This is a genomic window from Rhodopirellula sp. UH5 (assembly GCF_056839225.1).
In genome coordinates this window covers 6656480-6680508 of record NZ_CM166390.1, presented here as the reverse complement: position 1 = coordinate 6680508, position 24029 = coordinate 6656480, and the positions used below count along the sequence as shown (strand labels likewise).

At 53.6% G+C, this 24029-nt stretch carries 15 protein-coding genes; 9 read left to right on the top strand and 6 right to left on the bottom strand.

Going from position 1 to position 24029, the window contains the following annotated elements:
* Positions 1 to 110: 110 nt before the first annotated feature.
* The 8 genes from UH5x_RS23810 to UH5x_RS23775 all read left to right on the top strand — a co-directional run bounded on the left by UH5x_RS23810 (position 111) and on the right by UH5x_RS23775 (position 11179).
* Positions 111 to 320, top strand: coding sequence for a helix-turn-helix domain-containing protein (locus UH5x_RS23810; protein WP_482633932.1), 210 nt, complete (start codon positions 111 to 113; stop codon positions 318 to 320).
* Between the two features lie 24 nt (positions 321 to 344).
* Positions 345 to 2816, top strand: coding sequence for an EcoAI/FtnUII family type I restriction enzme subunit R (gene hsdR / locus UH5x_RS23805; protein ID WP_482633931.1), 2472 nt, complete (start codon positions 345 to 347; stop codon positions 2814 to 2816).
* Between the two features lie 17 nt (positions 2817 to 2833).
* Positions 2834 to 4345 (top strand): type I restriction-modification system subunit M, encoded by a 1512-nt coding sequence (locus UH5x_RS23800; protein ID WP_482633930.1) that lies wholly within the window; start codon positions 2834 to 2836, stop codon positions 4343 to 4345.
* Positions 4346 to 4347: 2 nt separating this feature from the next.
* Entirely contained in the window at positions 4348 to 5511 is a 1164-nt protein-coding gene (locus UH5x_RS23795; protein ID WP_482633929.1) for a PDDEXK nuclease domain-containing protein, read from the top strand.
* On the top strand, positions 5508 to 7685 hold the full coding sequence (locus UH5x_RS23790; RefSeq protein ID WP_482633928.1) for a restriction endonuclease subunit S: 2178 nt from the start codon (positions 5508 to 5510) through the stop codon (positions 7683 to 7685). The genes UH5x_RS23795 and UH5x_RS23790 overlap by 4 nt, the downstream gene beginning before the upstream one ends.
* A 38-nt stretch (positions 7686 to 7723) precedes the next feature.
* The gene (locus UH5x_RS23785) at positions 7724 to 9232 is read left to right on the top strand and encodes an AAA family ATPase (protein ID WP_482633927.1); all 1509 of its coding nucleotides are present in this window, start codon (positions 7724 to 7726) and stop codon (positions 9230 to 9232) included.
* Complete coding sequence (locus UH5x_RS23780; protein ID WP_482633926.1) at positions 9229 to 10113, top strand: hypothetical protein; 885 nt, start codon at positions 9229 to 9231, stop codon at positions 10111 to 10113. Before UH5x_RS23785 ends, UH5x_RS23780 begins: the two co-directional genes overlap by 4 nt.
* Before the next feature lie 130 nt (positions 10114 to 10243).
* Positions 10244 to 11179: a nuclease-related domain-containing protein gene (locus tag UH5x_RS23775; RefSeq protein WP_482633925.1), complete on the top strand. Its 936-nt coding sequence runs from the start codon at positions 10244 to 10246 to the stop codon at positions 11177 to 11179.
* Positions 11180 to 11302: 123 nt separating this feature from the next.
* Here UH5x_RS23775 and UH5x_RS23770 read toward each other — a convergent pair whose 3' ends face one another.
* The 6 genes from UH5x_RS23770 to UH5x_RS23745 all read right to left on the bottom strand — a co-directional run bounded on the left by UH5x_RS23770 (position 11303) and on the right by UH5x_RS23745 (position 17594).
* The gene (locus UH5x_RS23770; protein WP_482635993.1) at positions 11303 to 12229 is read right to left on the bottom strand and encodes an ISAzo13 family transposase; all 927 of its coding nucleotides are present in this window, start codon (positions 12227 to 12229) and stop codon (positions 11303 to 11305) included.
* The gene (locus UH5x_RS23765; protein WP_482632733.1) at positions 12148 to 12510 is read right to left on the bottom strand and encodes a hypothetical protein; all 363 of its coding nucleotides are present in this window, start codon (positions 12508 to 12510) and stop codon (positions 12148 to 12150) included. Before UH5x_RS23765 ends, UH5x_RS23770 begins: the two co-directional genes overlap by 82 nt.
* A 27-nt stretch (positions 12511 to 12537) precedes the next feature.
* Positions 12538 to 13857 (bottom strand): 5-methylcytosine restriction system specificity protein McrC, encoded by a 1320-nt coding sequence (locus tag UH5x_RS23760; protein WP_482633924.1) that lies wholly within the window; start codon positions 13855 to 13857, stop codon positions 12538 to 12540.
* A 2-nt stretch (positions 13858 to 13859) separates the two neighbouring features.
* Positions 13860 to 15098 (bottom strand): McrB family protein, encoded by a 1239-nt coding sequence (locus UH5x_RS23755; RefSeq protein WP_482633923.1) that lies wholly within the window; start codon positions 15096 to 15098, stop codon positions 13860 to 13862.
* 1242 nt (positions 15099 to 16340) lie between these two features.
* Positions 16341 to 16856, bottom strand: coding sequence for a GIY-YIG nuclease family protein (locus UH5x_RS23750; RefSeq protein WP_482633922.1), 516 nt, complete (start codon positions 16854 to 16856; stop codon positions 16341 to 16343).
* 12 nt (positions 16857 to 16868) lie between these two features.
* A complete protein-coding gene (locus UH5x_RS23745) occupies positions 16869 to 17594 on the bottom strand; it encodes a hypothetical protein (protein WP_482633921.1) in 726 nt (241 codons plus the stop codon).
* Between the two features lie 557 nt (positions 17595 to 18151).
* On the opposite strand from UH5x_RS23745, the gene UH5x_RS23740 reads away from it, so the two are divergent.
* Positions 18152 to 23989, top strand: coding sequence for a DUF3320 domain-containing protein (locus tag UH5x_RS23740; protein WP_482633920.1), 5838 nt, complete (start codon positions 18152 to 18154; stop codon positions 23987 to 23989).
* Positions 23990 to 24029 lie beyond the last annotated feature (40 nt).

The window sequence follows — 24029 nt, the reverse complement described above, 5'->3', positions numbered from 1 at the left end:
CGGGCCAGGCTGCTCCGTATCCATGGTGTTGACGTGATTGCAGCCACGTAGCGGGTTTGGTAAGGTTTTGCAGGCTATTGCTGCGTCGAACCGGGAGGAATGGAGTAAACGTGACGAAGCTCAACGAATACCTCACGATCAAAGAAGCAGCGGAGTTCCTTGGAGTTTCGCAGAACACCCTTCGTAACTGGGGTAGATCCGGAAAGCTAAAAGAGCGTCGACATCCATTGAACGGATATCGTCTCTATTCGCCGGAAGAACTGAAGAAACTTCTTGATGCTGCGGACACTCACGCAAAGGGATCACGAAAACCGCGGTAGCAACTTGTCGTAGGGCATGGTCGAGTGAAAAAGATAGACAAGAAACAGCTTACCGAAACCGATATCCGCACGAAATTCATCACACCAGCAATCAAGGGCGGCGGTTGGGATCTGATGACACAGATCCGTGAAGAATTTTACTTCACCGATGGTCCGATCCTTTTCAAAGGTAAGAAGGGAAACAAGCAGCCCGTTCGCGGCAAGGCCAAGAAAGTTGACTACATTCTTTATTTCAAGCCCGACATTCCTCTGGCTGTCGTTGAGGCGAAAGACAATAAACACCGCTTGTGCGACGGCATGGACCAAGCACTTGAGTATGCGGATTTGCTTGACATCCCCTTCGTCTTTACCTCCAACGGAGACGGGTTTCGCTTCCACGACAAAACTCTGACCGGTAGCGAGCTAGAGAAAGACCTAGGGCTCGATGAATTTCCGTCGCCCGAGCATTTGTTTCACCGCTACTGTGCTTGGAAAAAAATCCCGAAGAGCAAATCGCTCCTCGTGTCTCAGGACTACTACGTCGACCCTGACGGCAAACGCGCTCGTTACTATCAAACGAATGCCATCAACCGAACCTTGGAAGCGGTCGCGAAAGGGCAGGACCGGATTCTCTTGACGATGGCAACGGGGACCGGCAAGACCTTTTGCGCGTTCCAGATCATTTGGCGTCTTTGGAAAGCTGGGACGAAGAAGCGAATTCTCTTCCTCGCGGATCGCAATGTTCTCGTAGATCAAACGATGGTTAACGATTTCAAGCCATTCAAAGGAGCAATGGCGAAGCTCAGCAAAAAGTCCAAGACAATCGAGCGATCCGACGGAACCAAAGAAGTACTTGAGTTGGCCGTCGATACGAAGCGAGGCATCGTCGACACATCGTACGAGATCTACTTGTCGCTCTATCAAGCGATCACTGGCCCAGATGAATCGAAGAAGCTTTATAAGCAATTCTCGGAAGACTTCTTCGACCTCATTGTGATCGACGAATGTCACCGCGGCAGTGCCGATGAAGACTCGGAATGGCGTGAAATTCTCGCTTACTTCTCATCAGCGACTCAGATCGGTCTAACCGCGACACCCAAAGAAACAAAGCGAATTTCCAATTCCGAGTACTTTGGCACGGAAGTCTATAAGTATTCCTTGAAGCAGGGGATCGCTGACGGCTTCCTCGCTCCGTACCGCGTTATTCGCGTGAATTTTGACAAAGACGACTTTTGGCGACCTGAAAAAGGGAAGAAGGACGCGAAAGGAAAAGATGTTCCAGATCGCGTCTACAACAAGAAGGATTGGGACAAAAACATCGTCATGACCCGACGCAATGAGGAAGTCGCAAGGCGGGTCGTAGAGTTCCTTCGCAAAACGAGTCCCTACGACAAAACCATCATCTTCTGCGAGGACATTGATCATGCGGAACGAATGCGGGGCATGGTTGCCAATGAGGCAAGCGAATTTGTCGTCGAGGACTCGAAATACATCATGCGCATCACAGGCGACAACCCAGTTGGAAAGCGTCAGTTAGACAACTTCATCCATCCCGAAGAACGGTATCCTGTCATCGCTGTCACATCACGATTGATGAGCACGGGAGTCGATGCAAAGACGTGCAAGTTGATCGTTCTGGATCGGGCGATTGAATCAATGACAGAGTTCAAGCAAATCATCGGTCGAGGGACTCGTATCGACGAAGACTACGATAAAACGTTCTTCACCATCATCGACTTCCGAAATGCCACCAAAAAGTTTGCCGACAAGGACTTTGACGGCGACCCGGTGCAGATTTACGAACCGCGTGATGGCGACGATATCCTCCCAGATGGAGACCCGGAGAACGAGCACCTCGACGACACAGAAATCGAAGACGATGACGAGTCGCTAGCTCGACCCGACGACTTGGACTTTCCGATGGTTGCCGAAGACGGCGAAGGCTATGAGTCATCCAAGGTCGTTGTCAACGATGTCCCGTTCACGATAACAACAGAACAAGTCAGTCACTACGACGATTCTGGGAAATTGATCACGGAATCCTTGCGAGACTACACACGGCGCGCGGTGACTGGCAAATACAAGACACTCGACGATTTCCTAAACGACTGGACCGTGAGCGAACAAAAAACGGCGATCATTTCTGAGTTGGAAAAGGAAGGCGTTGAGTTTCGAGCACTCGCCAAAGCGGTCGGGAAAGAATTCGATCCATTTGACTTGGTCTGCCACGTGGCGTTCGACCGGCCGGCACTCACGCGGAAAGAACGGGCAAACAATGTCCAGAAGCGAGATTACTTCGGCCAGTATGGGGACCAGGCCCGCGCCGTTCTGGAGGCACTGCTCATGAAGTATGCCAACCAGGGGATTAAGGCGATCGAAGACATTGACGTTCTTCGCGTACAGCCTTTTGATGAGATGGGTTCGTTGGTCGAACTTATCCAACTATTCGGTGGAAGGGATGGATATGACAAAGCGATCCGTGACCTTGCCGCTCTCATTTACGAACTTGCAGCTTAGGGACGGGTTGTCTTTTTATGTCGTTATCTTCAACCGTCAAGGCAATTCAGGACATCATGCGCAAGGATGTCGGCGTCGACGGCGATGCGCAGCGAATCAGTCAACTGGCCTGGATGCTATTTCTGAAATTTCTTGACGACCGCGAATTGGAGATGGAGGTCAAGGAACGAGGTTTTAAGTCACCGATTCCGGAGAGATTGCGTTGGCGAAATTGGGCCACCGACAATGAAGGAATCACCGGTGACGCTCTTTCTGACTTCGTCAACAACGAACTATTCCCCGTTCTGCAAGGCAAAGCGAATGGGATGAAGGCAGTTGCTCCTGAAACTATGGGCGCGGTAGTCCGAGGAGTTTTTGAAGACTCCTACAACTACATGAAAAGCGGAACACTGCTCCGCCAAGTAATCAACAAAATCCAAACTGGTTTTAGTCTCAATGACATGAAGGCTCGGCACGCGTTGGGAAACGTCTACGAGCAAATACTGAAGGACCTGCAGTCGGCAGGGAATTCTGGGGAGTATTACACTCCTCGTGCGGTCACTGAATTCATGATTGATCGGCTCGATCCGCAACTTGGCGAAACAATCTTTGATCCGGCATGTGGAACTGGCGGCTTCCTTACTTGTGCGATTGAACAGGTTCGTAAGAAACACGTGAAGAAGGCTTCCGATGAACGCAAGTTGCAAAAGTCAATCAGGGGTGTAGAAAAGAAAGCACTGCCGCATCTTTTGTGCACGACAAACATGCTGATCCATGGCGTTGATGTCCCCCACCAGATCAAACACGACAACACGTTGGCGAAGCCTTATAAAGAAATCCGAGCGCAACACCGGGTCGATGTCATTCCGACCAATCCTCCTTTCGGAGGCATGGAGGAAGATGGGATCGAGCAGAACTTCCCCAGCGCATACCGCACGCGAGAAACAGCCGATTTGTTCCTGGTGTACATCATGGCAATGCTCAAGCCGATGGGTCGCGCCGGAATTGTCTTGCCTGATGGAACGTTGTTTGGTGAAGGCGTTAAGACTCGAATCAAGGAAAAACTCCTGGACGAGTGCAATCTTCATACGATCGTTCGTCTTCCTAACGGGGTCTTCAATCCCTATACAGGCATCAAAACCAACTTATTGTTTTTCACGAAGATCGAGAAAGATGCCAAGGGTTCAACCAAGGATGTTTGGTACTACGAGCATCCCTACCCTTGTGGAATCAAAAGCTACAACAAAACGAAACCGATTGATTTCAAAGAATTCGCACCCGAACAAGAGTGGTGGGGTAAACCAGACGCCAGGGGCGGATTCAAAGGTCGCAAAGCGAATGATTTTGCGTGGAAGGTGCCAGTCGAGGAGATTATCGAGAATGGCTACAACCTTGACATCAAGAACCCGCACAGCACCGACACGGGCCCCGGCGATCCCGACGAACTGTTGGCTGAACTGGAGTCAATCCGCACCGCCAGCCGCGAAACACTGGTCCAACTCAAAAGTGAACTCGCCGCCGCGTTGACCGCATCGGACGGTGGGAAATAGCCGTGGCCGATAACACTCAACTCACAACGCCAGCTCAGTTCACCGAACTGCTTAGCACCATTCAGATCGTCGACGGGCGACTGGCAAGCCACGCATCCCGAGCGGTCAACATTAGCCTGACGGCCCGCAACTGGCTGATCGGTTACTACATCCACCAGTACGAACAAAACGGCGAAGACCGAGCCACTTACGGCGACAAATTGCTCAATCGGCTCTCCAAAGAGCTGGGGGAAGCGGGCGGCAGCCGTTCCGAAGCGAGGGAACTACGACGCTATCGGAAGTTCTATCAGTCCTATCCGCGAATTCGGGAGTCACTGTCTCCCGAATTTCGCAAGCTACTGCCAGTCAATGACTTAGGGCCTGGCGAGCCAATTCGGGAGACACAGTCTCCCATTTCTGACGATCCAAATCAAGTTTCCGCGTCCGACATCATCACCAAGCTGGCCTTCAGTCACATCGCTGAACTGATGGCTCTCGACACCCCCGAAAAACGCGAATTCTACGCCTCCCAGTGCATCTCTGGAGTCTGGTCCGTCCGCGAACTTCGGCGACAGATCGCCAGCCTGCTTTACGAACGCAGCGAACTGTCTGCCGACAAACAGAAACTGGATCAACTCACCGCATCCACCGCCGAAACTCAGCCATCGGCACTCGTCATTCGCGACCCGTACATTTTCGAGTTCCTCGGCCTGCGTCCCACTGAGGTCATGAGCGAATCCGATCTGGAAGCTCAGCTTCTGGACAAGCTGCAAGATTTTCTGCTGGAGCTTGGTGAAGGCTTTTGCTTCGAGTCCCGTCAAAAGCGAATCCTGATCGGCGCCACCCACAACTTCATCGACCTGGTCTTCTACCACCGCATCCTCAAGTGCCACGTGCTGGTCGAGCTGAAATTGGAGTCATTCAGTCACGAAAACATCGGCCAGTTGAACACGTACGTCAGTTGGTACGACCGCAATGTTCGCGGCGAAGACGACAATCCGCCGGTCGGCATCTTGCTTTGCACCGAGCGTAACCAATCACTGGTCGAGTACGCGCTGGCGGGCATGGACAATTCGCTGTTTGTCTCGCGTTACCAATTACAACTGCCCAGCAAAGAAACCCTGCAAGCCCAACTCGAAACCGAGCGTCAGCGATTGGAAGCCGACCACCGTGGAGGTCAGTCATGAGCAAGCGCCTCCGCGACACCGCGACGAATCGTAAGCCATCCACACCATCCAAGAAGCGCACCGCCACCAAGTCGTCATCCAAATCTTCCTCGAAGTCAGCTCGCCCGTGGGAGTCGCCGGCATGGGAGGAAGCGGTCCGCCAGACTCCCGGCTTAAAGCCGTTCTTCGACAACCTTGAGTCGTTTGTGGAGTTGCCGGAGGGAGTAGAGAAGCTGCGTGGCCTAACTCTTGGCTTGGCGTTTCAAGGCAAGCTACCGGATTCGGACGCCGTTCCCTACGAACAGTGGGAAGCCAAAACAGTTGCCGACATCGCTACCACAATTCACCCAGGCGCGGCTTGCGGAAAGCAACACATTCAAGAAGGCGGTTACGTCCATCTCCGTACTCATAATATCGCTACAGACGGCAAGCTGAATTTTGACCTCATTATACGAGTCAATCCTGACAAGATCGAACCCAAAAAAGCGCACCTGAAGAAGGGTGACGTGATCTTCAATAACACGAACAGTCAGGAACTTGTCGGAAAGACGGCTTTGGTCGATCAAGATTACGACTATGCGTTCAGCAATCATTTAACGTTAATTCGATTGAAGGAGGACGTTGATCCGAGTTTTCTAGTTGGTTATTTTCAGTACCTTTTAAAAACTCAATTCTTCTTCAATCTATGCAACCGATGGATCGGCCAGGCTGGAATCAATACAAAAGTCCTTAAGGAAATCCAAGTTCCACTTCCTCCCATAGCCGAACAGCGGCGGATCGTGTCGAAGGTGGAGGGACTGATGTCGTTGTGCGATACGTTGGAAGACGCGCGGCGGGCGCGAGAGAGTGTGCGAGAGCGAGCCAGCCGCAGCGTGCTGGCGAGCCTGACCAGCGCGCCCCGTTCTTTAGAACGCCGTGAAGACCGTGAGCGCCCCTCAGCAGAATCCACGGACAAAAAACCGTCGTCCGCTGCCGAGCCGCTCACACAGCCCACCGCCACCGGCGAAGCAAGTGAGCCGCACTCCACCAGCCGCGGTTATCAAGTCAGCACCGAGGAAACGCTGGCAAGTAGCTGGCAGCGTCTGAGCGATCACTTCGAGGTCCTGCTCGACCAGCCCGAAACGATTCCCCACCTCCGCCAGTCCATCCTCCAGCTCGCCGTCCAAGGCAAACTCGTCCCCCAAGACCCGTCGGACGGACTCGTTGAACAACAAATTTATGCAGCTCAACAAAAACAGACGGAGTTGTTTGAGCAGAGAAAGGGCAACCAGCGGTGGAGCTTTGAACCAATCGAAGCCTCGCACGAGCCTTTCCGAATCCCGCGAACGTGGAACTGGGCGCGAGTCGTAGATGTCGTTCAAAGAGTGACGGTTGGCCACGTTGGTTCGATGAAGAATGAGTACGTAAGCAACGGAGTTCCGTTTCTTCGCAGCCAGAACGTCCGAGTCAACAGATACGATTCGCTCGGACTCGTACATATTCCCAAAGACTTTCACGAACAGTTATCGAAATCTAGGCTGGAACCAAACGATGTCGTCGTTGTCCGTAGCGGCGCAAATGTTGGGATGACGTGCGTAATTCCTGAGTCCCTTTCCGATGCCAACTGCTCCGATTTGGTCATTATAAAACAACCCATTGCAATAGTTCCTGCATTTCTAGGCTACTACCTTAATCTGACATCAAAAAGGAATACTGACGAACAAGTTGTGGGCGTAGCACTTCCGCATTTCAATACACAGTCAGTTGCTGCGCTACCCGTGCCGTTGCCTCCGCTCGCCGAACAAAAGCGGATCGTGTCGAAGGTATCCGCCCTTTTGTCTCAGTGCGACGAGTTGTCCGCGCGATTGCGTTCCCGTCAGTCCTCCACTGACGCCCTCCTTACCGCCCTCATCCATCAAATTCTGGGAACCGAACAGGAAACAGAAATGGCAGCTTCAAAAACAAAGTCATCGAAAGCTACGGATTCGATACACACGGATCAGTTGAGGTCTGCTAAAGAACCCGTTTCATCGTCAACGGATCTTGTCAAACTCTTTGCAAAGAAGGGCGATCAGACGACGCCGGACCGACTCCTGTCAGCCAGCAGGCTCGCTGAAGACGTTGACTTGTTTTTTCAGCTTCTACGTGAATCGCGCGATGGCGGTGCACTTGATTTCTCTGAAGGGCTTAACCAGCCGATACGGAGAGTCAAATGAGGCTAATCCGACTTGCAATCAAGAGTCCATTTAAGAATTTGAACGGATTTGAAATCGACTTTTCGCCAGACGAAGACGCCACCATTGTGATTGGGCGAAACGGTGCGGCAAAAAGCAACTTCCTCGAATCTCTTGTTGCCATCTTTACGACAATTGACTTAGATGATTCATCGGATTTCGCTTACGAAATCGAATATCGCATCAAATCCCAAGTCGTTGCGTTGAGCTGTCAGGAAGATGGAAAGCCAAAGGCAACGCTGGATGGTAAGCGGCTCGCGAAGAAAAAGCTGGTAGAGGAATATATTCCGCGATACCTCGTCGCCTACTATTCGGGTGAGAGCGATCGTTTTAAAAAGCTGTTCTACAAGCATGACGATCAGGCGCTTGATAAAACGCTGAACAAGAAAGCAAATGAACTCAACGATCCAACTCGATTGGAGTTTCGCCGATTCGTCTATGCGAGACCCGAGCATGGTTTGTTTTCTTTGCTTGCGTTCTATTTCTCAAAGGATGACGCGGTTCAGCAGTTCTTAAAGGAACAACCTCGCATCACTGGTTTTGATTCCGTCCTACTTGTCGTTCACAAACCAATCTGGGCGCGGAAGGGTACGACAGCGGATGATTTCTGGGGCGCCACCGGACCTGTAAGAGTCTTGCTTGATCGCTTTTTGAGCCATTCACTCGGCGCTTTCGTCGGCTCTGAACGCGTGAGAATTGGTGTCAAAAAGTACGAAACTCGAGAGCTAATCTATCTGTACATCCCGGATTCAGAAGCCCTCGCGGAGCTCGCGGCTGAATACTCCAACGACCCAAGGGACTTGTTTCAAGCATTGGATACGATGCGGCTAAGCGATCTTTTAGAGTCATTTCGAGTTCGAGTGAACGTGCTTGGCGCAGACAACGCGATTCACACTCGAGAATTGAGCGAAGGCGAACAACAGCTTTTGACAGTTCTCGGCCTGATGCGATTTACCATGAACGATCATTCGCTCTATCTGCTCGACGAACCTGACACTCACCTCAACCCAACGTGGTCAGTCAACTACATGCTCTATCTAGCTGAGCTTGCTGGCCTGTTTGAAAACAGTCATACGCTGATCTCAACTCATGATCCTTTACTGGTGTCAGGGCTGCGCAAGGAGCAGATACGTGTTCTTTCTCGAAATCAAGCCGGACAAGTCTCTGCCCAACAACCCGAAGACGATCCAAGAGGAACCGGAGTCGCGAACGTGCTCACGAGTGAGTTGTACGGACTGGAGAGCCAGCTCGATCCATATAGTTTGGAAATCCTGAAAGAGATGTACCAGCTCTCCCAGCAGAAGAAGACCAAAAAGCGAGATAAACGGCTCGCCGAACTACGAGCCGAAGTCCCTGCTTTGGAAATCCTTGAAACATCGCCAGACCCCTATCGAAATATCGCGATGCAGGCATACGAGATGGCACTCGACAAAGTGCTCAATTCCAGCGAGGAGACTACAAAACGATCGAGGATTGTAGAGGCATTGGCCAACCGACTTTACGAAGAAGCCGAAGGGGCAGTCGAGTGATTCACATAGATTTAGACGACCTTGAGAACTTAGACGACTGGGTGGATAACGCTAAGAAGCTCACAGAAGATCTAGTAGCGAAGGATGCAAACAAGCGTTCGGAGTTCATCGAAGAGAAACGCATTGAAACGTGGGGAGCAAGCGATCTTCGCGAAGCATTAAGCAAGCTAGTTGGGCACAAGTGCTGGTACACCGAAGTTGGACTGGAAGGGGCTGACCCCCACGTTGACCACTTTCGACCGAAAGGCGCTGTCCGCGAGGTAGATGAGAATCTCAAGAAAACAGGGAAGTCAACGGACGGGTATTGGTGGCTTGCCTTTGAGCTAGAGAACTATCGTCTCACGTGCCAACATGCCAACGTCCGACGGATTGACGAGACCACCGACGGGGGCAAGTGGGACTATTTTCCAATCGAAGGCAATCGAGCACCTGAGAAAACGCCAACACCGCAGATAAATGAATGCAAGTTGATTTTGGATCCCGCATCTCCGACGGATGTGCAGCTGCTCTGGTTCGATTCCGACGGTTCCCCGAGTTGCTCGAGCGTGAAACGACAGCCAAATGACCTCGATCAACGACGAGTCGAAGCTACGATCTGGCTCTATCACCTTAAAAAGAAGGAGATCAAATCGGCGAGGGCGAAGGCGATGCGAGATATTGAGAAGGAGGTGAAGAACGCGAATGTTCAGTTCCAGCTTTGGAACCGTGATGGAGCGAATCCTAATCAACAAGCGAAGAACGTTTTCGACAAACACATTGCAGCAATTTGCAAAATGATTCACAAGAAAGAGAATTTCGCAGGAGCAAAACGTTGCATGCTCAAAATACTCTTCGCGAAGAATCCGGACTTTGCATGGATCGAGGAGTTTGTGCCGTGTTAGCGGGAGACGAGTCTAACGCCCACCATACACGTGCCGTGCATATCGAGCAAAGGTTGGCAGCGATAGATGAGCAGACGCTGGAAGCGTTGGAGTCGTCGATCGGAATGGGAGGATAGCAACATTGATCGCAATGGGGGCAATTGTGGGCTGGCTGGCCGTTTTAGTCGGCACGGTGTTAGTTTTCGTGCTGGGCATGCTGCCACTGGTGGTGTGTGTTGCCTATTGGCGTCGGCTGCAGTCACAGAAGACTCGCCAGAACCCTCTGACGCGGACACTGTTACGAAGCCCTGGTCATTCACTGCGCAAAAAGATTGATGAGCTCGATATCGAAGTGGATTCAATACTTACCGCATGGATGCTGCTCCCTGCACTCATCTGTGTAGCACACTTGTCGGATTCTTATTTTCGAGGAACACCCGAAAACGCCGGACGAGTCGTTGCAGGCATTGTCGCTGCCGTTGGCATTTCGCTCGTGATTGGTCGCACGCTTATCAAAAGACTCGAAGAGCTTCGCCAGTTTAAGCTTGGGCTGGAGGGTGAACTGGCGACTGGCCAAGAGCTGGACCAGTTGATGCTGGACGGTTGTCGAGTTTTCCATGACATCCCATTTCCATACGGCAACATTGACCATGTCGTGGTCAGCTGCAGCGGCGTATTCACGGTCAATACGAAGATGCGAGGCAAACCGAAAGAAGGCGAGGGTAAGGCGGAGGTCGTTGTGGATCACGAAAAAGACGAGATTCGATTCCCTGACTTCAAATGGCGAATTCCCAATAAGCAGCTTGAGACGGAATCCCGTTGGCTCTCGCAACATTTGTCAGCGGCGATGGGCGAGACCGTTGAAGCCGAGCCAATCTTGGCTCTTCCTGGCTGGTTCGTCGCCAACCGAATCGGCCGCGGCAAGGTGTTTGTGATCAACCCGGTCAAACCCAAGCGATTCTTCGTCCAGTCACGTCAGGTATTTTCAGATACGCGCGTCAGCCAACTGGCCCATCATTTGGAACAGCTATGCCGCGACGTGCAGCCGTCGTTTCGCGAAGATCCGAGATGGGACCAGCAAACCTAGGAGAGATCCTATGACATCCACTTGCGTTTAGCTCGACTATTCCGAATGCGAAGTTTAAGAGGTACTCGATGTGATCGAGCTGTTTGCATTACCTAGGACCCGTTCGGAAACAACTTCGGGATTTCAACACGGCACAACATAGTTGAATTTGCTGAGGCTTGAGTCCCGCTGAGTCGGTTCGTTGTTTTTGAATGCTTTCTCTACCTTGATTCCAGATTGATAGACTTTGCGAGCCAACTCGCAGACAACCCTCAAGCCGGTGCGAGTGCAGACTTTCGAAATCAGCGTCTGCATCCATGGGAGTGATTCGATGAGCCGTCCGCTGATCGCTCGTGTGAGATGACAGAACAGGCGATGGTCGATCGGGTTGTATTTGCTGCAATACGGAGGCAGGTGAGCGACGCGAATTGGGATTCCAAGGGTGACCGCCACGCGGTGCAGACGTTCGCGATAAAGCGGAACGCGGTAGCCGTTGCTGCCACCACAGTCGGCCAAGAGCAGCATTCCCCCGGCATCGGCGTAACGGGTTCGTCCCATTCGATGCCACCACCGGCGAACCGCATCAGCAGCTAACTCACCGGTGTCAGCGCCCGTCGCCAAATATACAAACGCTTCGTTGGCAACTGTATCGTAGACGCCGTAGGGAATTGCTTTTGGATCGCTGCTGTAGGTCCCGAAGTCATGGTCAAAAGCATGAAGCGATCCATCCGTCCAAGCGCGTCCGCTGCGGGAAAACTGACCGATTAACTCCTTCTTTTTCGTGTCCACGCTCAGGATTGGCCAACCGAGTCGTTCGTATTCCTGGCGAAGGTGCTGCAACCGGTCGAACTGTGACTGGCGAAACTCGCTGGCACCCAAAGGAATGTCTTTGGAAATCTTGCGACGGCCCAGCTTCAGGTTTCTACGAAGGATATTAGCGATCACGCCCGGTGAGAGCGAAAACCCAAGTCGATCGATGGCCGAGGCAATCACTCGCAGCCCGATGTTGGTCCAGACTTGACCGTCGCGGACCGGCGATCCAGCTGTTTGCGTCTTGACTTCAGCTTCAATCGCCTCAACGACCCCCGGCTGGCTTTTGCTAGCAAATGGACGGCCTCCCCTTTTTTACGGACTCGTCCTTGGGCCTCATCATGGGGCAAGTGTTGCAAGTCACGCTTGCCCTGCGTGATCGTATCGGGATGACAATCGAACAACTCGGCGATGTAAGCGATCCCACCATGCCCTAACTTGCTCGCTTCAATGGCCGCATACCGTCGTCGGTCCTTCTCGCTGAGCGATTCGTACAAGTTCCGCATTTGCGTTTCTACATCGAATCCGTAAACATTCTTCATCGCTGGCCTCCGTGAAAAGTGACGAGATCAGTTTACACGTTTCCCGAAGTTGTTTCCGAACGGGTCCCTAATGCAATTGTCGTCGGTGCGTGTTGCAAGAAATCTACCGAGCTCGGACATGCAGGCCATCACACCAGAGCACATGGGAAGCGCGATTGAATCGACACGCACTGGAGCATCCCCGAAGACAGTTGAGAGGAGTACTCTTTGTGATGCCTCTGCTTTTTGGGCGGTAGGGTAAATCAAGGTGGCTTGGCTGGCACCGAAGCCAAGTGCGTACGCGCACATTTGAAATCGGTCGTTTCGGGATTCATTTCCAAAGCTGCATTTGTATTTTGCGTCGAGGATCCAGCGTTGGTTACCGTTCACAAGGAGTGTGTCGGCCCTCATCAGCCGATAGGACTCGTCAGATCCATTGGCATCGTCCCAATGTCGGATGGACTCGCTTCGCGGCGCTACATGCCACCCTGTCTCGGTGGATAGCTCGCGGCACATCTTGCAGATCGCGTTTTCCCAAAGGAGAGCCAATGAGATGGTAAAGGTGTCACCGCCCCAACCGTGCGTTGGGCCGAAGGTCGCGCCCGTCAAAATCAGTCTCGCCAATTGCAGTGCTGGGCGGTAACCGGCAGGTGGAGCCGACATGCTGGACTGGATGATGTATTCACGATCTTCCGTGGAACGAGAAATACCAGACCAGAAATGTCGTAGGTTTTGGAATGAGGCAAGCTGTTCGCTCCCCAACTCACCGACGAACAACAGGATTCGATCCAATGCTGCTGCGAGCATTTGATTTGTCGGCGTGTTGATGCTCCGCCCGCGAACGGTCTGAGGAATCGCCGGAAGTCGCCAAGGTCGCTGGGCCAATCGACGACTCAGAATGCGTCCGCGAAGTTCGGGTGATTCCGTATCGAACCGGACGAATCCCATTCGCATATGGCAGCGGGTGACGATTTCGAGTTCCCGCAAGAAAAGGCCGGCGAGTACTGACTGGTACGATGCACTCTGTGAAACGTTCCCGTCTTGCTCCCAAAATTGAAGGTCCGGAAATTCGCCCAAATAGACCAGCCAATCAAGCAGCACCAATCCTGCCACTTTGGTCCGAATCAAGACTTGTCGGCCGCTGGGCAAACGAATGACGCCAACTCGTTCTCGCCCTCGGATCTCAACTTGGCCACGATGCTCGTGCACACGCAGCATTCGGTCTTCATGGTGACGAAGGAGTGTCGCGTAATCCTGGCCGAGGCTTTCAATTGAACCACGCCAAGCAACCGGATCCAGCGAACCTTCTTCGTCACAAACGATTGGATTGGCGGCAGCGTGGTTTGGAGCTTCCGCGAATAGAATCATAGTCAAAGACCCTCGCCGCTTTCCGGAGCTTGGGTATAATCCAACGGGGCCACATGAGCGTCTACCGAAACGCACTGGAGCAACGTGCTTTCAATCTGGGATTCGAGTACGCGATCTGGTCGACCGAACTGCATGGTGCAAAGCTCACGAACGTACGGCAGGACGCTGTACCGCACGATCCGTCGCAAGGCCGCTGCAATGAGCGGCTTGTCTTCAGATGCCTGGCTCTCGTTCCCAGCAGTTTGGACCATGAACAATGCGTGACCGATTTGCTGTTCAGGTGCGATACCGCGCTCCTCAAGCATCTGGTTGCATGCTTTCAAAGCTCCGCTTGAGAATCCCGATGGATTATTGCCCGTGCGACTCAGCCACGAATGCAGAACGCTGTAGTCCGGAAGCAGGTCGAGCCAGAGAAATCGTCGCCGTAACGCCAGATCCATTCTGCCGATGGATCGATCGGCACTGTTCATCGTGCCAATGATGTAGACATTGCTTGGGAATCGAAACTTGCGTCCCGAGAGTAACCGAACGCTCCGCCCACGGTACTCGAGCAACTGAAGCAGTTCACCCAGTACGGCCGCCGTATCGCAACGATTGATTTCGTCAAGCACAAGGACATGGCGGGTGTTCGGCCGATAGCGACTGAGAGAATCGATCCATTCAAGAAAGCAGCCAAGCTTCGGCTCGAACTTCAGTACGCCGTCGACAGTGAAAGGCTTGATGCCCTCGAAAAAATCCTCGTACGACCAATTGGCATGCATGAATATTGTCGAGTGATCACCCTGTTCACGCCCGTCGCGCGCCGCGGCAAAGTATCGAGAAAACATGCCGGCGATGTACGTTTTGCTTGTTCCGGGGGGCCCGGTCAGGATGACTTGCTGTTTAGTCAGAAGTGCGTCTTCAATTTCTCTCAGCTTGTCTAGCGGTAGCGCGGAACGCTGGCTCAATTCACTCAGTGTCTGCGGGGCATCTTCGTCGAGCCCTTCGAGCTCATCGTTGCCGACGGCAACTGGAGGATCGGTATTCCAAGTCCCTGTGCGGGCTGCTTGAAAGAATGGCCAAACCCAATCAAAGAATTCACCGATCTCATTGGCGAGAGCATCTGCGAGACCGGGCAGGTCCTCGATCCTATACCGTTGGATGATGTTAATTGGCTGCTCAGCCGAGATCTCAGGATCGGATTGCCCCAATTGCGCAGCGAAGACTCTCGCATCGACGCCATCCGAGTCATCAGGATCCATTGGTCGAACCAGAGTTCCCTCGGGAGCCGTCAGCAGGTACTCCTTGATCGGAATAGTGTTCGCAATGAGAGCGGCGCGAAGGTTATCGATGTATTCTTGGCAGTCATTGCCAAACGCGAATCCGAACTCAAACCGCCTCGAATCGGCTAGCAAGCTGAAAAACAGCTGGCAACTCTTGATCTTTGAACCGGACGCTGGGTCATAGAAGGCAGCCCAATAATGATCGTGGTAGCCACCTTGCCCGTAATCATTCTTCTTCAGAATGGAGATATTGCGATTGGTTGCGGCAACCTCGGGATCAAGTCTTGCGATCGGATCCGAGCGAAGCGATTCAACCAACACACGAGTCGGGTCACGCAGAGTCTGCTCGTAACGTGACTTGTTGGTTGAGTGCCAATCACCGTCACTGGTGTGCCGTGGCAGCTCCAATAGAAAATCGACCGAATCTTGCGTGTAGTAGTCAGAAGGCTGCGTTTCGCTAGCGTCGTCTTCCTCGATCTCTTGTTCTGCCTCAGCAAGCTCTTTGGCCGCAGCATCTTGCTTGATGCTCGCCGCAAGCGACTCGACTTCTGGATTTGACAAAGGAACGGAGCGGTAGTACGACGATAGATCGGGCGAATCTTTCGCCGTTTTTAGACGCTGCTCTTCCAGAGAAATGTAGACTGTCTTGACACCGGATTTCGTAATTGGAATGGAGGCGATGGCGGGAATCGCAAGGTTTTGAGGCAATGCCCAGACGTGAATTCTGCATTCGGCAACCTGGAAATAGCAAAAAAGAAAGACTGCGGGTTGGTCTGACGCAAGCTCGCTCAACTCATCGAGTTGCCCAGGCGGCATATTCGTCCAGAACCCTTGACCAACCCGGGCATTCCGATTCAGGACGATGCCATTACCCCATGCGTAACGCGAACCACGTTGCTTCACGAGAGTCGTCCCGTAAGCCTGAAGCCTTTGACAAACAATCTCCTGCATCATTCGGCCTGCATTTCTTTTGGCCTTTTCATCGAGTTCAGGGGCTTCGAATGCAACTTCCACGGACTCGATTTGCGATAAGACCTTCGCTGCCAGTTCGTCTGAATTCATCGGCAATCCTTGGTATTGAGAAGATCGTGCTCATGATCTCACGCCTGGCTTCCAATCACAACAGGGTCGGCCGCCCACGCCATCCGCCGCACGCTCGACAGCTGGGCCGCAGCGATGGAGACTGTGAAGAATGCCGATTTAATTGAGCACACGTGGTGATCAGAACAAGAGTTGTTCTTGGTGATCCGGGGCAGCTTCTTCTTCGTCGATCTCGGTGGTGGAGTCTTTGGCTTTCAGGCGTTCGATGAACGCTTCGATTTCGTTCTCGTAGGGGAACCAGTGGAACATGAGTTGGGTGTTCACTTCATCCGTGTTGGTGTTGAACCACTCGCATCGTTTTCGCATGTCCTGGAACATCGCACGCCACTGTTTCTCTTTCTTGACGGCTTCGGACTCGGACATCACTTCGATGTGTTCCACCTTCAGGCGGAATGGGCATCCCGACTGCAGTTGATTTCGTCGTCGTGCGATATTGGTGGATCGGCCGATCTTCACGAATCGTCTGCCGAGGAACTCGCAGGTGATGAAGTAGACGCCCGAGTTTGACAAGATGAGGTGCTTCCGGTCTTGAAGGTGATCGAACTGGCCGCGAAGAAAACGGATCCCTGGACAAGGAATCGATTCGTTCTGCTTGCGGAACGGTGCAGTCAGGTAGCGACAGACACTGTAATCCATCGCGTGTCTCTTTCACGCCCCTGCGTCCGCGTCACTGTCCTGGAGGAGACTGCCCGCGAAATCTCGGACGTATTGACTGGAATGGTTTGATTCGATCAGCACTTCCGTGACAAGCCGGTGCCAAGTTTTGGACGTCTGGCAGTCCTTGAACAACCTTGTTGGATACAAGCCAGACGGTTTGGTTGCGGGTTGGAGAGCGTCAAAAATCCCCGGCTCTAGCTTGTCGAGCCAAACGAGCAGGATCAGTGTCCCGATCGCAAAGTACGGACGCTCCGTCTCTTCGGGTGGGCGAGTTTGCATGCACCAGCAAAGAAACTTCAGCGCCGCATGTGAAGTCTTGTCGCCAAGTTTCATCGCACTCTCAACGAGCTGAATGATCGTCGAATCTTCCCCGGTAAAATAGCCTTGGTTCGCGGGTTCGCTCGCTGCGCGAAGCAACGCGGCGCACGCGAACAGACGCATCCAATGGCCTCGATCGCCGGTCGATCCAGGCGACCAACTTGGATCTTCCGGTTCCGACCACCGGATCAGCTCGAGAACCTCTTTCGGTTCCCACTGCATCGGGGCGAGAATTTTGCCGCTCTTGATCGCTGCAAGTTGCTCAAGGTGCTCGTCAAAATCCGCTCCGTAGTCCGCGGCGGCGATCTCACGAAGCATCGATTCATCCACGATTGAAAAGACAATCCGCAGCAGATCGTCGCTGGAGGCTTCGAGTTGATCCAAGGATTGGTTTGACACTTCTTCGACGCATTTCCGGCGGAAACAAAACGGACGGGTATCGACAACGAAACGAGACAGCTGAAGCGCCCAAAGGGTTCGTGTCCGTTCGGTAGTGCGGTCGCGATTGTCGATACGACACCATCCCAGGCGATTGCCCGCCCAGACGACTACCCGCAGCGAGCCTGCCTGTTCAAGAATTTGCTTAGTGCAGGCGTTCACTTTGCCTGCACTCGGGTGACAGAAATCGTGCGATCACTTCCGGCGATCACCTTGTCGTGATCAGTTTGGGGCAGCGGGATTGTCCAAACGCAATCCCGGTGCATGCCTCGCAAACGACGCAGTTCAACACGTCCTGCTTTGAGCTGGTTTGTCGCTCGTGGTGAGAATGGTGATTCCCATCGTTTGATAACACCACAACGTTCTGTTGTTGAGTGACAAAGTCAACGTAACCGGCATGTTCGTTTCATCGAAAATTCCGATTCGGCTCCGCGCATCTTTGCGAGATGTTGATTGCCTCGCAGCCATCTACAATCTCATCCCGCTTTCAGACAGGAACATTGGGCTGGCTTGACATCATGACTGACGAATTGAACGTGACTTCGGAACCTGTTTGCATCCAAGTGGAAGCCACTGATTGCTTGAACTATGCGTCTTGGCAGAATTCGGTCCCGCTGGTGAAGTCATTGCAGGTCCGAAACCGAACCGGCGAAGCGATTCAAGATGTCAGACTGTCGGTCGCTTCGTCACCGAGCTTTATCCGCCCCAAGCAGTGGGTGCTTGATCGACTGGATGCCAATTCCGAAAACGTGCTTCGTGATCGCGACGTGCAATTGGATGCAGACTACTTGAACGGTCTGAACGAAGCCGAACGTGGTGTCCTGAGGTTCACGCTCTGTCATGGTGAGAAAGTCATTGGGACGGCGGAGAAAGCAATTCGCGTTTTGGCCCGAGACGAGTGGGGAGGCTTGAATTCAGGAGGCGAGTTGCTGGCGGCGTTTGTGATGCCGAACGATCCCGCCATCGCGAAGGTGCTGAAGATTGCCAGCGATGTGTTAGCGAAACACGGCTACGACTCAGCACTCGATGGTTACCAGAGCCGTGACCCGCGACGTGCATACATGCTTGTCGCGTCCCTGTGGTCGGCGGTCGCGTCTCGCTCGTTGACTTATGCGAACCCGCCACGAAGTTTCGAATTGGTTGGCCAGAAAACTCGTCGTCCCGCCACGGTGATGACGGATGGCTTGGCCACATGCATGGACAGCACGCTGCTGTTCGCCGCCGCAATTGAAGCGGTCGGATTGAATCCCGTCGTGGTGATGGTGGAAGGTCACTGTTTCGTCGGCGCGTGGCTGATCGAAAAAACACTTGGGCATGTGATCGAGCGAGATTGCAGTGAGATCCGAAAAGCAATCGCCGCTCGTGAACTGATCACCTTTGAGACCACGCTCGTTACCGGACGTCCGCCAGCCCGATTTGAAGATGCGGTCAAAACAGCAACGGCAGCGACCAGCGAGGCAAAAGAAGACGCTTACCTCGCGACAATCGACATCGGGCGTGCGCGAATGAGCCAAATTCGTCCGCTCGCTTCGCATCAAGCCGCGGCGAACAACGCGGAAGAACCTCAAGAAGAACGTGGACCGCTTCCGTTGCCCGCCGCTCCCGCGATCGCCGATCTCGCAATGGAAGTGGCGGATGAGACGCCTGCCACGCCTGAAGGTCGCATAGACCGTTGGCAACGCAAATTGCTGGACCTCTCGCTTCGCAATCGGCTGTTGAATTTCAAGCCGAACAAGCAATCGGTACCAATCCTTTGCCCTGACATCTCCTTGCTCGAGGATCGCTTGGCAGATGGCAAGAAGCTGCGGTTGCTTTCGCTGCCGAAGCAAAACCCGCTCGGCGAACGTGACGCGGAAACTCATCGCCAGCGAACCAGCCAGGATCTGGACGTCGAGTTTGCACGCCAGGCTTTGAATCGTGACGAAGTATCTTGCTCCCTCACCGAGGATGAACTGTCGAAGCGACTGACCACGCTCTATCGCAACGTCCGGAATGATCTCTCCGAAGGAGGTTCGAACACGCTGTTTTTGGCAGTTGGATTCTTGCGATGGAAGCAGAAACCGGAAGAGTCCAAGACCTACCGGGCACCGTTGTTGCTGGTGCCTGTCAAACTGACTCGAAAAAGTGCGTTGTCGCCGTATTACCTGGCGTTGCACGAAGACGATGTCCGGTTCAACGCGACCTTGATTCAGTTGCTGAAAAAGGACTTCGATCGAGACTTGTCGTTCTTTGAGTCAGATCTTCCTCGCGACGAGAGCGGCGTCGATGTTCCGAAGATCCTTGCCACGATGCGTCGAGAAGTTCGCGATATTCCTGGCTTTGAAGTCGTCGATGAATCGGCATTGGGAACGTTCTCGTTCGCGAAGTATTTGATGTGGAAGGACTTGGTTGATCGCATCGAAGCGCTGAAGCAAAACCGAGTCGTCCGCCACTTGATCGACAGCCCCGACCAGGCGTTTGAATCCGCGTCGGGTTCGATCCCAAGTCCTGGGGAGATCGACGTTCGGTTTGCTCCCAAAGACATCTATCACCCGCTCCCAGCCGATTCGTCGCAGTTGGCCGCCGTGATGGCAGCCTCCGAGGGGCAGGACTTTGTTCTGGTAGGACCGCCGGGAACGGGAAAAAGCCAGACAATCGCCAACGTGATTTCGCAGTGCTTGGCAGTTGGCAAAACCGTGTTGTTCGTTGCGGAGAAGACAGCCGCCCTCGATGTGGTTTACAGAAGGCTGAAAGAACATGGGTTGGGCGATTGCTGTCTTGAGCTGCATAGCAACAAGGCCGAACGCCGGAAATTCCTCGACCAATTGAATTCGGCATGGCAAAACAACCGGCGAGTCGACGAGAACGATTGGCTCACCATCAGTGAGCGTCTGAAAATCCGCCGAGACGAATTGAACGCCTACGTTGCCTCCATTCACCAGACGCATCCCAACGGCTGGTCCGCATTCGAGGCGATGGGCACATGTGTGAAAGGTGGCGACCAACCAACGCCGCCTTTGGATTGGGCCGACAACGTGCAGCACGATCGCGACGCCTATCAAAACCTAGCCCGCATCGTCGATTCACTGGCACTCACCTACGGCGCGATCGATCCCGCATCCGCGTTGCCGATGGTGAAGAAGACGCAGTGGTCAGCCTCATGGGAGCAAACGCTGCTTGTTCAGTGTGGGCAGCTGCAGAGTGTCGCGAGTGGTTTGAGAGACGCATTGCAAGCCTTTGCCAAAGCGATCGGCATTGGACCGAAGCTGGATTGTTCGTTGGCGGAAATGGATGGTTTAAATCGGTTGGCAAGGTCCTTGGTCGATTGTGCCGGCGAGGATGTTCGCATGCTGTTCCACAAGCAATTTGCGAAATTCCCCGCGGCCAAAGCCAAATTGGCATCCGCGATCGAAGCCTACCATGACGCGATGCAGTCCATGGACGCGGACTACGCTGATTCGCTCGATACAGTTCCGATTGACGAGATCGACCAAAACTGGCGTCAAGCGGTTTCAGCATTCTTTCCGATGTCATGGTTCGCCAAGCGAAAGGTGACTCGTCTGTTGCAGACATACGCATCGAGTGGTGTCGCCAATCCGGAAACGGATATCGCGGGCGTTCGATCGGTCCGGCAGCAATTGACGACCATCGCGGCCAGTCCGCTCGCTAATCAGACAAGCCACTGGAATGGCACTGAAACCGACACGTCCAAGCTAGAAGCTCAGGTGGCAAAGGCCAGCGAACTTCGCTCTTCGATTGTCGCCATCGGAAAGCTGCTGAACGCGACGAACGAAATTTCAAAAGCAGTTCATCCGTCTATCAATGGAGAGAACGTTGAAGCACCTCCGTTCGTGGCTGCCGCGCAATTCCAGAAAGCGACGCAAGCATTTCTAGTTGGTATCAAAGCGTTTTCAGATGCCTCCGGGGCGATGCCTCTGTCGAAAGAGACCACGGGAATCGTCGAAGCCGCAATCGCCGCCGCGCAGGGCGTTGAAACGAATCGAAGTGGCCTGCAACGTTGGACGTCGTGGTGTGAGGTAAAGAAGGAGGCGAAGACAGCAGGGCTCGCTTCTTTCGTAACCGCCCTGGAGCAAGGCGAATTGAACGCGTCCGACTTAGTCGACCGTTTTCGGCTAGCCTACGCGAAGTGGTGGATTCGGGGCGTGATCGACCGGGACGATGTCCTGCGCTCGTTCCAACGCTTCAAGCATGAAGATGCGATCGCTGACTTTCGGGAATTGGATGAGCAGGCCCGAGCGGCAGCATCAACGCGTGCCAAACAGGCGATCTCCCACAACTTGCCTGTCGAAGGCATTCCCAAGAAAAGTGAACTAGGGCTGCTACGTCATCAAATCGGATTGACTCGTCCCAGCAAGTCGATTCGCGAGGTGATTAGTGCGATGCCGGAAGCTTTCGGGAAGCTTGCACCGTGTTTGCTCATGTCGCCGCTTTCGATCGCACAGTACCTGCCGTCGGACCAGGCCTTGTTTGACGTCGTCATCTTTGATGAAGCGTCCCAGATCACGACGTGGGACGCGATCGGTGCGATCGCTCGCGGCCGACAAACGATCATCGTGGGCGACCCCAAGCAACTGCCGCCGACAAACTTCTTTGGTCGAACCGACGATGATGAAACCAATGACGATATCGAAGATCACGAGAAAGACCTCGAAAGCATCCTGGACGAAGCGAAGGCATCGGGACTGCCAACACTCCAGTTGAACTGGCACTACCGCAGTCGCCATGAATCCTTGATCGCGTTTTCGAACTGGAACTACTACGGCAACAACTTGGTCACGTTTCCCGCGGCGGAATCGGAGGATCGGGGCGTCTCGTTCGTCCACCTTCCCGATGCGGTCTACGATCGTGGCAAGAGCCGCACCAATCGCAAAGAAGCAGAAGCGATTGTTCGCGATGCCGTCGAGAGGATGAAACGCAATCTCAGTCTGCCGGAAGAGAAGCGATTGACGTTTGGTGTGATCACGTTCAACTCTCAGCAACAGTCGCTGATCCAAGACTTGTTCGATCAAGCCCAGCGAGATTGCCCCGAGTTGGATTGGTACTTTGCCGACGAACGGATTGAGCCGACCGTGGTGAAGAATCTCGAGAACGTCCAAGGCGACGAGCGTGATGTGATGTTGTTTTCGATCACGTTTGGTCGCGACATCTCCGGCAAGAGCATCCCCCTGACCTTTGGTGCGTTGAATCGTGACGGTGGCGAGAGGCGATTGAACGTGGCTGTTACAAGGGCACGACAGGAACTGGTCGTCTTCTCGTCCTTCAAGGCTGACGAACTCAATGCGGAACGATCCAAAGCTCGAGGCGTGAGCGACCTGAAAGCGTTCCTGGAATACGCCGAGAAAGGTCCCGAAGCAATCGCGGCACGGATCGAAGGGAGTGTCGGTGGATTCGATTCGCCCTTCGAGGAGGCTGTTGCGGAGGCGTTGCAAGACAAGGGATGGCAAGTCGTGCCGCAAGTCGGCGTGTCTGGATTTCGCGTCGACCTGGGCATTCGACATCCCGACAAACCAGGTGCGTTTCTGTCCGGCGTCGAGTGCGATGGGGCGACCTATCATCGCAGTGCGGTGGCCCGCGACCGTGACAAGACTCGGCAAATGGTGCTGGAGAACCTTGGTTGGAACATCTTGCGAGTTTGGTCGCCCGATTGGTGGTACGACGCGAAATCGGCAACCGAAACGCTTGACCAACAATTGTCTGAGTTGTTGGAACAGTCGCGAAGCGAAGAAGCCGGGATTTCCAAGCCAGAAATCGAAACCCCACAAGAAGTGCCTGACGAAGCAGAACCTGCTAACGCGCCCTCCCAGCCGGCCCCGGCCGATGAAGAGTCATCGGCAAGCTCCGCCGCGAACAACGATTCCAATGCCAACTATGCTCGCGTCCAGTTACCGGACGCATTTGGCAACCAAGATCGGTTTTACGACTCGTCCTACGATGACGAACTGAAGCAGATGGCGATGGAAGTCTTGAAACAAGAAGCCCCCATTCGCGATGATGTTCTCGCCAAACAGATTGCCCGGGCACATGGATTCGCAAGAACGGGAGCCAACATCCGAAACCGCATCCTGGAACTGCTCGGGGACGTGGTCGCAACCGACGAATCGACCGGCCGCTTCCTCTGGTCCAGCGAAGAGCCACAGACGGTCGTGAATTTTCGGTTCGCCAAATCTGACGATGACCGACGCAGCGTCGATGAGATCTCCATTGCCGAGCTTTCCGGTTTGATCCATCAGCAGCGAGAGCTCTTGGCGGAAGACGATCCCGCTATCGCATTGGCTCGCAGTATCGGTCTGGCACGCTTGTCTCAATCCGCCCGAGATCGAATTGAGGAAGCGATTCGAAAAGTCTGCGAGGATTGATTGACGCACGGACTGGCCATCATCGTCGACGCTGTCGCGA

Bases quoted from the DNA above. Each gene is read 5' to 3' on its own strand.
- UH5x_RS23800 (WP_482633930.1), top strand. From the start codon at position 2,834: ATGTCGTTATCTTCAACCGTCAAGGCAATTCAGGACATCATGCGCAAG.
- UH5x_RS23755 (WP_482633923.1), bottom strand. From the start codon at position 15,098: ATGGATCCTGATGACTCGGATGGCGTCGATGCGAGAGTCTTCGCTGCG.
- UH5x_RS23790 (WP_482633928.1), top strand. From the start codon at position 5,508: ATGAGCAAGCGCCTCCGCGACACCGCGACGAATCGTAAGCCATCCACA.
- UH5x_RS23740 (WP_482633920.1), top strand. From the start codon at position 18,152: ATGACTGACGAATTGAACGTGACTTCGGAACCTGTTTGCATCCAAGTG.
- UH5x_RS23775 (WP_482633925.1), top strand. From the start codon at position 10,244: ATGGGGGCAATTGTGGGCTGGCTGGCCGTTTTAGTCGGCACGGTGTTA.
- UH5x_RS23760 (WP_482633924.1), bottom strand. From the start codon at position 13,857: ATGATTCTATTCGCGGAAGCTCCAAACCACGCTGCCGCCAATCCAATC.
- UH5x_RS23765 (WP_482632733.1), bottom strand. From the start codon at position 12,510: ATGAAGAATGTTTACGGATTCGATGTAGAAACGCAAATGCGGAACTTG.
- UH5x_RS23750 (WP_482633922.1), bottom strand. From the start codon at position 16,856: ATGGATTACAGTGTCTGTCGCTACCTGACTGCACCGTTCCGCAAGCAG.